General features: G+C 30.9%; 11 protein-coding genes. 8 read left to right on the top strand and 3 right to left on the bottom strand.

The window, feature by feature from the left end:
* The first annotated feature begins 340 nt into the window (after nt 1–340).
* The 3 genes from ACX6U0_RS05920 (at nt 341) to ACX6U0_RS05910 (ending at nt 6,153) form a co-directional block, all read left to right on the top strand.
* Complete coding sequence (locus tag ACX6U0_RS05920) at nt 341–3,460, top strand: Ig-like domain-containing protein (RefSeq protein ID WP_464959052.1); 3,120 nt, start codon at nt 341–343, stop codon at nt 3,458–3,460.
* 610 nt (nt 3,461–4,070) lie between these two features.
* Complete coding sequence (locus ACX6U0_RS05915; protein ID WP_464959051.1) at nt 4,071–4,346, top strand: hypothetical protein; 276 nt, start codon at nt 4,071–4,073, stop codon at nt 4,344–4,346.
* A 346-nt stretch (nt 4,347–4,692) separates the two neighbouring features.
* Complete coding sequence (locus ACX6U0_RS05910; RefSeq protein ID WP_464959050.1) at nt 4,693–6,153, top strand: spore germination protein; 1,461 nt, start codon at nt 4,693–4,695, stop codon at nt 6,151–6,153.
* 1,160 nt (nt 6,154–7,313) lie between these two features.
* Here the strand turns inward: ACX6U0_RS05910 and ACX6U0_RS05905 are convergent.
* From ACX6U0_RS05905 to ACX6U0_RS05895, 3 genes are read right to left on the bottom strand one after another with little or no spacing between them, the layout of a single operon-like run.
* Nucleotides 7,314–7,658, bottom strand: coding sequence for a VOC family protein (locus ACX6U0_RS05905; RefSeq protein WP_464959049.1), 345 nt, complete (start codon nt 7,656–7,658; stop codon nt 7,314–7,316).
* Complete coding sequence (locus ACX6U0_RS05900) at nt 7,658–8,791, bottom strand: site-specific integrase (RefSeq protein ID WP_464959048.1); 1,134 nt, start codon at nt 8,789–8,791, stop codon at nt 7,658–7,660. The genes ACX6U0_RS05905 and ACX6U0_RS05900 overlap by 1 nt, the downstream gene beginning before the upstream one ends.
* Nucleotides 8,792–8,806: 15 nt before the next feature.
* The gene (locus ACX6U0_RS05895; RefSeq protein WP_464959047.1) at nt 8,807–8,989 is read right to left on the bottom strand and encodes a helix-turn-helix transcriptional regulator; all 183 of its coding nucleotides are present in this window, start codon (nt 8,987–8,989) and stop codon (nt 8,807–8,809) included.
* 639 nt (nt 8,990–9,628) lie between these two features.
* Between ACX6U0_RS05895 and ACX6U0_RS05890 the strand changes: the two genes are divergently transcribed.
* The 5 genes from ACX6U0_RS05890 to ACX6U0_RS05870 all read left to right on the top strand — a co-directional run bounded on the left by ACX6U0_RS05890 (nt 9,629) and on the right by ACX6U0_RS05870 (nt 13,148).
* On the top strand, nt 9,629–9,784 hold the full coding sequence (locus ACX6U0_RS05890; protein WP_464959046.1) for a hypothetical protein: 156 nt from the start codon (nt 9,629–9,631) through the stop codon (nt 9,782–9,784).
* Entirely contained in the window at nt 9,781–9,921 is a 141-nt protein-coding gene (locus ACX6U0_RS05885; RefSeq protein WP_464959045.1) for a hypothetical protein, read from the top strand. The genes ACX6U0_RS05890 and ACX6U0_RS05885 overlap by 4 nt, the downstream gene beginning before the upstream one ends.
* Nucleotides 9,922–9,995: 74 nt before the next feature.
* The gene (locus ACX6U0_RS05880) at nt 9,996–10,157 is read left to right on the top strand and encodes a hypothetical protein (RefSeq protein WP_464959044.1); all 162 of its coding nucleotides are present in this window, start codon (nt 9,996–9,998) and stop codon (nt 10,155–10,157) included.
* Between the two features lie 4 nt (nt 10,158–10,161).
* Nucleotides 10,162–11,598, top strand: a complete 1,437-nt coding sequence (locus tag ACX6U0_RS05875; protein WP_464959043.1) for a recombinase family protein — start codon at nt 10,162–10,164, stop codon at nt 11,596–11,598.
* Nucleotides 11,595–13,148 carry a recombinase family protein gene (locus ACX6U0_RS05870; RefSeq protein ID WP_464959042.1) on the top strand — a complete coding sequence of 518 codons (1,554 nt, stop codon included), beginning with the start codon at nt 11,595–11,597 and terminating at the stop codon, nt 13,146–13,148. Before ACX6U0_RS05875 ends, ACX6U0_RS05870 begins: the two co-directional genes overlap by 4 nt.
* Nucleotides 13,149–13,217: the final 69 nt, after the last annotated feature.

Raw genomic sequence — 13,217 nt, 5'->3', positions numbered from 1 at the left:
ATTAACAAGTAATTAAACAGTGAAATATGCAAAGTCTTATGCAAAGAAACCCCATAATGACTGAAAAATATCCCCTTTGAAAATTATCTCGAAGGGGATTGTTTATGTGTTTTATTTATAAATAACTGCATTACCTTAATCATCAAAATTTTTAATCATTTCGTTCGGGAATCTAGCATTGATAACGTTTTCGTATACTTTTATCATTAAGGAAGTGATAGACCAATTTAGAGATAGTGAGATTTTTAGGAATTTATATTTATCTAGAAGGACTGATAATTGATATTAACAGACTGTTAATACAGTTGAATTAATATAAAAAAAATAAGGAGGAAAATAAATGAAAAAAAAGGAGATTAATCGTATCACAGTAATGTCAATTATTTTCAGTTTATGCCTATCACTGTTTAGCAATCTAACATTTGCATCAATTAAAACGAACAGTGATTCAACGAAATTGCCAGATGGTCAAATTGTAAAGCTTCAGCCAAGTGAACCAATTGTATCTCTTAATCTATCTGAAGAAAAAAAGATTAAAGTTGAAGCAGAATTTAAGGATGGTACACGAAAAGATGTAACAAAAGAGGGTCAATGGATTTCTTTAGATGAGAAGATAGTGAGAGTAATTGACGGAAATTTAAAAGCGGTTTCAAAAGGAACGACGAATGTTCAATTTAACATTGGTACAGCCGTAACAATCATTGAGGTAACGATTTCTTCAAATAGTTCAATACAACATGAAAAACCAAAGCCAAATGCACCGAAAATTGTATCTTTAATGCTTTCAGCCTATAATACTACCTATTTAGAACAAGGTGAAAAAAAATTAATTCAATTGAAAGCGTTATACAGTGACGGTTCTGTCAAAAATGTGACGAAATCTGCTACATGGAAGTCGAGAGATACTTCCGTTGTTCTAGTTTCAGATGGTGAGATTAAAGGAATATCACCAGGGGATGTTTCGCTAAATGTGAAATATTCGAGTTTTCCAGAGATTAATTTCTTTGTTTCTGTAAAAGAAAAATTAGTGGAGGAAAAAAGCTTACTACTTTCTGCAAGTCAGTTAAGATTAGAAACAAGTGATGGACTAACACAGGTTAAGGCATTCATTAGAAGCAATATTACAGGTTATAAAGATATAACACAAGTTGGAATCTGGAGTACAACAAATGCTAAAGTTGCTGAGATTAATAGTAGTGGACAAATCACTCCAGTTGGGGTCGGCGAAGCATATATTTATTTTAAGTACGATAATATGATTGGTACAATTATAGTAAATGTTGTTAAGCCAATAAACCTTGTTTCAGACACACCAATTATAGAGATTTTACCTAATGAGTCTGTTGGGGCAATTTTGAAGGAAGTTTTTAACGATGGTAATTCAAAAGATGTAACGAACGATGCAAAGTGGACAATTGAAGACGATAGCCTTGCAACAGTAACAGATCAAGGTGTAGTCAATGCTAGAGGGAAGATTGGTAAAACAAAACTTATTGCATCTTATCGAGCTGAGGTTCATAGTCCAGTTGAAATTGAAGTAGTTATTACAAATAAATTAACAAAACCTAGAGTAATCGGTCTTACAGCTGCATCGTATGAATATTTTTTAGGAATTGGTTATGAGAAGGAAGTTTCAATAAAGGCAGTATACAGCGATGGAACGATAAAAGATGTAACAGATTCTATTGAATGGATTTCTTCTAATCCTTTTCCAATCATTTCAGTGGAACTAAATAAAATTTACGGATTAATGAAAGGTAGAACAGAATTAACTGCGAGCTATGAAGGAAAAAGTGTGCAGATCCCTATTACAGTTTCAGATAAATATGGTCCTGCTAAACCTCCAATCGCAAAATCAATTTCAGTCACGCCGAATGTGACAAATATGATGGTAAATGAACAGAAACAATTAAAAGTTGAAGTGTCTTACACTGATGGATCTGTGATAGATGATACACGTTATGCAATATATAAGTCTGATAATTCAAGTGTAGTTTCGATTAATCAGGATGGCCTTCTAACGGCTGTTGGGACAGGCACAGCGAAGGTAAGTGTATATATTGCGGGTTATACGGAAAGATTTACGATTGAAGTAACTGAAACACCTTCAAAAGATGGTCTTAAGCAAATTGTTGATCTTGTACCGAATGAATCGGATATTTCATTTACGTTAAATGAACGTACATATCCGTACAAGATTAAAGCAAAGTATCAGGGTGGGGAAACTGAAGATGTTACATTAAAATGTAGAAGTACTTCTTTAAACCCTGATGTTGCAACTGTTGAGAATGGTGAGATAACGGCAATAGCACCAGGGACTACTCAAATTCTAATCAATCATGGTAATAAAATAGAAATTTTAGATGTTACAATTCTTCCAGAGTTTTCTTCACCCGAACAAGAATTAAAAATGGAATCATTACTCTTCAACACATTTGATGTTGTCGTCCAAAAAGATAAGCTATTTCCTTTACGAATTTCAGCTCAATATAATGATGGTGCTCAAAGAGAAATTACAAAAACGGTTCAATGGACTTCAAAGAATCCATCAATTGCTGTGATTGAGGAAGGGAAAATTACTGGTAAGGCAAAGGGAAAAACGACTATTATTGGTAAAATTGATGGTTTTCCTGCTTTTAAAATTCCAGTTACTGTAAATGAAGAGAGTGGTTATGGTAATTTAGTAGGGATTGATTTAAGTGAGGGCATGTTAATGATGCAGCCAGGTGATGAACCTGTTGATGTAATTGCCTTTGCGGAATATACAGACAATAATGTAGTTGAAGTTGATACGGATGGAAACTGGGAGTCTACAGATGAAAGTGTAGCAACCGTTGATAAAAATGGGAAAATTACACCGGTTGGTCCAGGAGAAGCGTATATATATTTCCGTTATCACCATGGGTTGAACGATGCAGTTTGGGTAAGAAATATTAAGCCACATGCATTGAACCCAAGTATGACAGACGTAGCATTAGAACCAAATGAGTCGATGATAGTTTCTATAGATGCAGTATTTGGTCCACGCGATATCTTTGATGTCACAGACAGTGTAGAATGGTCAGTAGCTGATAAATCAGTCGCAACAATTACAGATGCTGGACGAATAGTTGGTCTGACAATAGGAAAAACCACTATAACCGCTACTTATATGGGAATCACAGTAGAAATACATGTTGAGGTAGTTGAGAAACATGCTACCTATGTTTTAGGGATATTTGCAGCTCCAGATTATATTGTTAGCTCTGCAGGTAAAAATACAAATATGATCATAAATGCAATATATAGTGATGGTACAATAAAAGATATTACTTCAAAAGTATTATATAGATTATCCAACCCTGACATTGCTAAAACAACAACCCAAAATGAAATTTTAACTGTATCTGAAGGTACTGCAATTGTAATGGCTGAGTATGAAGGCCATTATACAATTATACCTGTAATTGTCAAACCATAGTCGAGTATAGCCTAATTTACTTTAAAGTATCTATATAATTGTAATATCCCTTACTTTGATAACAATGGGAAGCAACATCTTCACTTTTTTTCTAATGAGGAAATATGAAACAATGCAACTCGAATAGAAAATATTGTTCAAAGGATTTCCGAAAGTAGTGTTCTTTAAAATGTTTAAAGAAAGACTACTATGAGCGACATTAAATTAGTAGAAAAATATTTGATAATAAACAAAAGATTAATTTATTAAAGAGTCGGAGGGCGTACTAACTTGTATGCAATTCGATTCTTTTTTTATTATAGAAACTCAAAATGGAAAGTATTACTTCTATATTTAGGATTAATACTGAGGCATTTTTGTGTTTTTTTTACTAGAGGATTGTCTCATTTCACTTCGGGAATAATATATCTATTGTTGTATAAGTGATCTTTAAAATGATGTTTCTACCTGTCCAGCTATAATATTCAACGATTAAAAGAAACAGAATTACGACTTGGACATTTTACTCATAGTAATCTAGGTTTGAACGGGGATAACTTACTATTATCAAAAAAACAAGCGAAAACTAGTATTTTTTAAAAAATCGTAAGTTGTAAGTGGGGGATATTTGATGAATTGGTTTAAAGTGTTGGAAGAGAATTTTATTCGTCAATTGAATTTTTTAGCAAATGCAACTCCAGAAGAAAAATTAAACGTTATAAATGCTCAAATCAACGAGTTGGAAAAAGAATTTGGAGGTAGTTTCGAAAAGCTTTTTTCACAAATGTCTGATTATGAACTGGATGCAAAAAATCGTGTATTGGACTTATATAATTTTAGGGATTTAATCGATGCTCGTAATTATCTATTAAAAGAAGTTGAAAAAAACCATTATCATGACAAATAAAGAATAGAAGTTATAATAAACCGATCAGGAGACTTAACAAGGAAGTGAGTGCGATTGCAATTGTCATCATTGAGCAATTAAACGTTTGGAACTAACTAATTGGATATTAGAAAAGTAAACTTCTTTATTTACATCTAAACATAACAAGATCTTTAAAAATACTTACCAGGAAGTTATTAATTTCACTTTTGATATTTTTTTAGTTTTTTGATTCCATCTTAGAGAAGCATATTTAATGAAAGAAGAGAGGGGGAAATTTATTTCTTCTTAATCTACCAGAAGGCGGGCTAAGTAAATGTATTTTTTTATTGAAATTTACTAATTCTAACTTTAAGGGGGAAGAAGGATGCCAGACATAGAAATTCAAAAGTACCTTAAAGATAATATAATAAATCTAAAGAATGCTTTTTATGATACATCAGACCTTATTGTAAGAAATATAAAGTTAGACTCCAAACATGTTGTCGAAATAAATATTGTATATCTTGATGCAATAATTGACTTAGAATTAATACAGGAATATGTCGTTAAGCCTTTATTAGAACCATTTAATTTTACAGGAATAAAGGATTCATTAATTAATCAAATAATTGAAAGAATGATTGAAACAGCAGATATAAAAATCACTTCAAAGTTTAAAGACTTAACTGATGCTATCGTACAGGGAAATACTGTTTTACTAATAAATGAATATTCAAAAGGAATAATTTTACCATTTCCAAAGTGGGTTGAACGAAGCGTTGAAGCCCCAGTAGGAGAATATTCGGTAAGAGGATCTCAAGTTGGATTAACAGAAAAAATGAAAACAAATATTAATATATTACGAAGTTCAATAAGGACTCGCGATTTTCATGTAGAAACATTAGAAATTGGATCAGTTTCACCTACATCAATTTCTATATTATATTTAGAAAGAGTTGTTGATAAAGAAATTTTAAAAGAAGTTAAAAGAAGGATTGAAAGTCTTACAATAGATTATGTTCTTAGTGAAAGAATATTTGAAGAAATCATAGAAGGTAAACCAAACTCTGTTTTTCCACGAGTAAGACATTCAGAAAGAATTGATGGAATTGTATCATCATTGTTTGAAGGAAGAGTGGCCGTTATTGTAGACGGGAACCCTTTCGCAATCTTAGCGCCGGCATTATTTATGGAGTTTTTTCAAGCTCCTGATGATTATCATGTATCAACAGGTAGGTTTACTAACCGAATCCTTCGATTGTTAGCTTTTATCCTAGGTATTTATCTACCAGGTGTTTATATTGCTCTTGCAAATTTTCATCAAGATGATATACCAAACAAAATTTCAAAAGCTCTCATATCCAAGGATGAACTATTACCTACTTTTTGGGAAATTGCAATTCTGTTGTTTTTGATAAAAATATTAATAGAAGCTTCGTTTCGTATTCCGAAAAGTGCTGTAATTTTAGTATCTTTAATAGGAACAATTGTAATTGGTGAGACAGCGGTTACTGCAAAATTAATCCATCCATTCACCTTAATAGTCACAGGGATAACTAGTATTTGTAGTTTCTTAGGAGCAAACAGAGGTCTAGTGGCAGCTGATAATACTTTAAGACCTCTAATTTTAATTATCGCTTATTTTTTTGGCTTTAAGGGGATTATTATTTCATCTACAATTTTGATTATTTATATGGTCAGTCTAAAATCAATAGGTGTACCCTATATGTCACCCATAATTCCGTTTAATTTGCAAGAATTCAAAGATACATTTTATAGAGCTGATCTTCAAAAACTTAGTAAGAGCAAACATACGTATAGAAAAAATAGAAAATGGAATAAATAGAATTTATAATATTATTATAAATTAATACTAAAATGTAATAGTTTCTATTGAATAATAATGTATATAATAACATACTTCAAAATAAGTTAAATAATTAATTAACATACAAAAATTACAATATGATGTTCTTCCAATGACTACATTTCAACAAGACCTTATTCTAGCTTGATCTGAATATCACCAATGCTGCCTACTAGATCATATCTCTGCAGGAGTGACGAAAACAAATGAAGGTTGCCCTATGACAATTAACGTTGAAAAAATTGTTATGCACTTCAGCATAATGTTAGAGAAATTTTTGTTAAAAATAAATGACGAATGGTTTCCGAAAATAATGTGTTCACTCCAGAAGGCAACCGAACAGGTTACTCGAACAATTGTAACTGATCATACTAGTCGTGGGAAACTATTGTTTGTAGAGAGGATTTACGCTGGTGAGATGAGAATGATGAGGAAGAGATGGGTGAACTTGCTCCATACCTTGTAGAAACTGAATTTAAATCAGGAATAGATGAAAAGGTGAAAATCCAAGTTCTTAAGATAGTTAGTTTTAAAAATCCCTGTAATTTTTTAAGTAAAATCCTTATGTAACTAACTGGCGCGTTAGTTGAATAGAATAATCTTCTCTCCATTAGGAAATAAAGTAAAAATAATCGTATTGGAGGCTAATGATGATGAAAAAAGAAATGCGCAGTCTACGTACTATCTCAATCACTCCAGCAATCATTGAAGAACTGCGAAAGGAAATTAAAACGCGCAGCTGAAGGACTAGCAACTCTTAAAATCCGAAACGATTCAATTATGAATAACAAAAACGACTAGCTTATTAGCTAGTCATTTTTGTTATTTGGAAAGATTCTCTACAAATTCCATAAATAATTTGTCTGTAACGATGTAAGGTAGTCTATTTTCTTCAAAGACCGTGATCTCTCGGTCAATAGTGTTCGCTATGAAGCCAATATAGCGATCCGGACATTGAATTTTGTACATATACCGATGAATCATGTAAACTGTGAATTTTTTCTTCCGGCATATGTTTCGAATATGATAAAGTTTAGCGAAATAGCAAGGATCTTCCATAAATATCGTCCAATCTTTTAATATTATTATGGTATCCCTGAGTCAAGATATACTTAGAAGATATTACCAAGCAAGTAAGATTACAATTGTTCTATGAATGTAATCAGGTTATTATCAGGATCAATTAGGTTAAATTTTAGAAATCCTTTGGAGTGATGATCTAATATTGAATCTTGTTCAAGTAATCCAAGTTTTATTAATTTAGCATGTAAAGTCTCTAAACCATTTATTTCTATTTGACAACTTGATAAGCCGTCATTTTTATATTCATCTGCACTCCAAAGATGAATCTGTACTTTTCCACTTGAAAGGACTGTGAATGATTGATCGAGGTATTCGATTGTAAAACCAATTTTCTTATAAAAATTTGTACTTGTTACTATATCCGTAACTGGAAAGGCAGGTATCGAAAATAGCATTTGCATTATATATGCTCCTTTTTATGATTAATGAATAAAGAATCTAAAGATTCAGTTGCACGTTTTTGAATCTCTAAGTCAGTATGAGAGTAGATACCTAAAGTAACTGCTACATTTGAATGACCAAGTCTTTCGCTAACTATCTTTGGATTTACACCTTTTTTCATTAAGAGGGTAGCATTTGTATGCCTTAGCCCATGATATGGGATCATAAATAAACCTGCTTTTTTAGTAGTTTCTTTAAATTTACGAACTAGGTTACGAGGATGAATTGGCTTTCCATCTATTGTGCAAATTACTAAATCATTTACGTGGTAATTTTGCCTCATTCGCTGTATTAAATCTTCTTGCTCTTCTTTTAATTCCTTCAATATATCAACTAAAGAATCTGGAATTAGAATTTTTCTAATAGAGCTATTTGTCTTAGGTTGTTTAAAGAATAAACCAAGTTTTTTTGTATATGCGAGTGCTTCATCTATGAAAATAGACTTTTCTACAAAATCAACCTTATTCCATTTCAAGGCTAATAATTCCCCTCTACGAATTCCAGTATTAATAGCCAAGCTGAATGCTACTCTCCAACGAGTTTCTAAACAATGCTCGAGAAATTTCTTTATATCAACTGCATTCCATGTTTCCTTTGAGGTTCTTTTAATTGAAGGACTTTTAACCCCATCTAACGGATTTTTATTAATAATTTCCCAAATAATTGCTGTCTTAAATGCTTTGTTTAATATATTATGCATTGTTTTCACATAAGAAGGAGAAAGACCCTCTTTTAATTGTTTGGCAAAGAATTGTTGGAGATCAAATGGTTTTATTTCATTGACAAGTGAATATTGAAATGCAGGTAAGATTCTATAATTAACAATTCCAAATGTTTTCTCGAAAGTAGTAGATTGAACTTCATTTTTATAAACAATTTCTAGCCAACTTAATATAAATTGCTTAAATGTTTCATTTGATGGTGAGAAATATCCATTTGAATTGACCTTTGTTAGAAATTCAGCTTTAGCATATTCAGCGGATTTTTTAGTTGGAAATCCCCCACGATAAACTTGCTTACGCTTACCTGTTGAAGGATTTTTACCAACATCTACCCGGTAAGACCATACTTTTCCAATTTTTCTTACAGACATGTAATCACTCCTCAATTAATGACTTGAATTATTCATATTATTTTTTAACCAAGTTTCAAATTCATTTGCAATTACCCGTTTACATCTCCCAATTCGGATGAGAGGGAAGTCAGGTCTGTCCATAATTTCATAGGCTGTTGCTCTTGAGACTTTGAGTATTTTCATAATGTCTTGCGCGGTGTAAATTGCGATGTTCAATAAATTTCGCCTCCATCAGTATTCAATGATTTTGTTAATTTAAATTTCAAATTTTTATCACTTGATCACCTCTAATTTCCTTCTTATTAAAATGTAGCGAATCTCCTTTTTTGATTGGTATATTATGAAGTTTCCAATATTAATAGTAAAAAGATCGATAAATAAGTGAGTTTTTATGGTAATTCACTTCTGAAAATTTAAGATTTTTACTTTGAATGGATATGTCGGGAAGAGAAAGGTTCAATCTTAGAAGCCCGGTAAAAAAGGAGTAACGGAAAGCCCGGTAAAAAAGGAGTAACGGAAAGCCCGGTAAAAAAGGAGTAACGGAAAGCCCGGTAAAAAAGGAGTAACGGAAAGCCCGGTAAAAAAAGGAGTAACGGAAAGCCCGGTAAAAAAGGGAGTAACGGAAAGCCAGGTAAAAAAGGGATGAACGGAAAATCATGTAGAAAAAAGTGATCAGATCATATCGAGTCAATGTTCTACAAAAATTTCATAGGAAAAAATTATAGTTACTTGGGTTAATTTCTTTGCTTTGCAGTTAATTGTAAGTAATTGAATTTTTAAAAAAGGATTTTTCAAGAATAAATGGGATAAGTATTACCCGGAAATTCTCGGGAATACATTTTAGAGGTGATCTTATTGAAAAACGAATTGGAACTTCCATTTTCTATTGAGCAGTTATTGGAGATTTTAGAAACAAACGGTGAAAAGTATCAAATTTCGGAACCATTTATTGATCGGTATAGAACTTCATTACAAGTTCTATACCTAAAATTAAGGGGAGTAGAACAATGAAATCAGATTTAAATAAAGGAATTAATCTATTTGATACAAAAACTATCATTGTAGTTTTTAATGGAGAAAAAGATGATCATTTTTATGAACAAATTGATTTTGAAGAAATAGACGTTGATGAATTTGAAGAAGAATAGTTTGGTATAAAATGGATGAATAAAATTTTCCCTCCAAGTAGAATCTATTAAAAATTCCACTTGGAGGGAAGCGTATGAGTAACAAAATAATTTTAAATGTAATAGATGAAGAGAATAACATGGGGCAAGAGTTTGTAAATAGGATGTTACTTAGAATCTTTATGCAAGAATTGAACATCCCATTGCATATACAAGGAAATGTAATTGTTTCAGTTGACGTTCAAAGTGGAGAGTGACTTTATGAGAAATAGAAAGATAAGAATTGAGCAAGTACATGCGCAAAAATATGTTGTTATATATATACGAGTAAGTAATGAAAAGCAAGATTTAGAACTCCAAATTAAAATGGCAAATCAATTCAAGAAAAGATATGAGGAAGAGGGATATGAAGTATTAATATTTAAAGATGATGGTAAATCTGCAATGAAACTACCAATTCATCAGCGAAAAGGTTTATCAGACTTTTTAATGCTAGTAAGACAAGGAGCTGTCAAAACACTTCTAGTTTATGAGCGTACCAGATTAGCAAGATGGTTTTTTGAATATTGTATTATTGCAAAAATACTAATTGAACATAAAGTTGAAGTTGTTTTTACGATTGGGAACAACTATGAACAATTTTCTTTAGATTATAGCGCTGAATGTGTACAAGCAGGAAGAGTACATGGAGAAAGCTATAATTTATATTCCAGGCTAATTGATAAGAATTATTATAATCCAAGCAAAAAATATGGATATATAAAGAGAGAAGACAATGATGGAAATAATATATTTGAACCTGAACATGTTCAATCAGAAATTATAAAAGAGATGTTTAATGATGCAACAACAGTTGCAAATAAAGGTGAATTCATCCAACTTGTAAAAAAATTCAAAAGTATTACAGGGAAGTCTAACAAAGACATTATTAGATATTTAAAGGACACTTTTTATACATCTTACCTTTTTTATGGTAAGAACGAACGTCGAGTAAAAGAGTCTAATATAACACCTATTATATCAGTTGAGCAATATGACCAAGCGCTGAAAAAAGTAGGTTCATATATAACAGAGTTCGAACAAGCTGTAGAAAAACGAACCAAGTATAATTTCATCAATCCCAAATGCTCAGAATGTAATGAGTATATGAAACTCGAATATTGTGGCCTTGAAGATTACGGGCGATATATATGTAATAGAAAAGTTCACAAGAATGTAAAAATTATTATCGATCAGGATAGATATAATAGTAAGTTAATAATTGCTCTGAAAACAATTCTAGTTAAAATGCTTTCTTCTGAGAACGAAAAGCTCTCTAAAGTAGAAATAAATAAATATTTTGCTGAAAATAAAGTTTTATTGAATAAATTGAAGATTTTAGAAAAGGACCTATCAAGAAGTATCGCACTTGAAATGGATCAAAAAAAGTTAAAAAAGAAAGTGGAAGAATTATTTAGTTTGCAAGAAAAAATAGAGAATGTTCATGCTGTTTTAACAAAGATTGAAAAAGCTAAATTGATGTTAAAACAATTTAAAGAAAAGATAAATCTTCAAAATCTGAATTACTTAGCGGATTTAGAGCTTTTATTAGAAGCACATTTGCTTTTCAAAGATGTTTTTTTGACACCTGAGCACAATATGAAAATAGATGTTTATTTCAATTGGTTATTACAAAAAAGTGAGGTAATTAATATATGAGCAATCAGCAGCTTGGTCAATTAATTAATAGATTACCATCTATTGTAGATTTTCAAGATAATCAAAATATTGAATTTGCTACAATCCTTTGTCGTACAAGTGATAAAAAACAAAGGAATAATTCATCGTTGGAAACTCAACTAAAGGTTTGTATTAATTGGGCAAAAGAAAAAGGAATTACAGTGGTTAAAGAACTTATATATATTGAAAAAGAAACATCTGCTTATAGAAAAAAGATATTAGATAGGTCTTTAATGGCTAATATGAAAACAATGATCTTAAAAGAATATCGCATAACAACATGTTATTTCTGCAATATTGACAGGCTTGATCGAACAGGTGATGAATTTCTAAATTTTGTTTTATTGCCTATTCAGAGAGTTAATCGTAGAGTTGAGTTTATTGATGTGAAAAGTGGAGAGAAAATCGACCCACTTGATCCTATGATGATTCAAAAATTTGTAGCAGCAAATAGTGAATCATCAACTAAAAGTAAAAATACCTTGGCGTATATGCATTTAGAAATGATTGATGATGATAAAAAACCATCGTTAAAATTACCTTATGGATATAAAAAGGACAAGGACGAAAGCATTATTATTAATTATGAACAAGCTGGAATCGTCAAGTTAATTTTCCTATTATATTCAAGCGGGCATAGTATGGAAGACATTGCAATGATATTAAATGATGCAGAAGTTCCTACAGCTACAAATGTAGGTAAAAAATGGGAAAAGCAACAGATTAAAGACATTCTAAGTAACGAAATTTACCTTGGTACATTCACTCGTACATTTAAAAAAGGTGAACATGAAGGAAAAAAATTTAAAAAACTAAACTTTACAGATGAAATTATCCCTTCTTATATAAAGGATTTAGTGGGGAAAATGAAAGAATTAAAAGATAGGTATGGAAAATTAAAAACACCATTTTTATTATCTAATTTTCTTTGGTGCGAACAGTGCCAGCAATACTTGCAATCGGTAAATAATACACCTAAAAGTGCAAAGAAAAAGTATCAATTATATCAATGTAATTGTACAGATAAACAAATTAAGAAGGTTCATACTATCACAATTGAGCAAATTCACGAGGAAGTAATAAAAATCATTGAAAAGAAATTAAACAATGTTAGAAAAAATAATTATAAAAGCATTAAAGTGGATTTAAAATTCTTATTGGAAAAATTAAGAGAGCTTATTATTGTTAAAGAAAATGAACTAGAGATATCAAAATCGAATTTATTAAATGCTACTAAGATGGATAATAGTAGTTTAATTAGTATTATTAAACACGAACGTGAGTTAATGAATAATGAATTAGAACTACTTTACTATCAAATTAATAAGGTTGAAGAATTACTTAGTGGAAATGATGAGAGCAATTTTATGGAATTGTTCAATATAGATTTTCGAAGACTTTCTTCAATGGAAAAACGATTGATGATTGTGTTATTTGTTAAAAGAATTAAAGTGAAGTTTGGAGAGCTTAAAGAGAATCCAGTGGTAACAGCGGAATTTGATCTAACAGCTGGATCATTCTTTTTTTGAAAATGGGAAACAAGAGCTTGTATCTGTACGAGCTCTTGTTTTTGTTAACAAATTTTATTAATTTACTTA

This window comes from Gottfriedia sp. ABJ_BB2_2 (genome assembly GCF_055484705.1).
The sequence above is the reverse complement of the archived record's forward strand: the minus strand, read 5'-3'. Positions and strand labels throughout refer to the sequence as shown.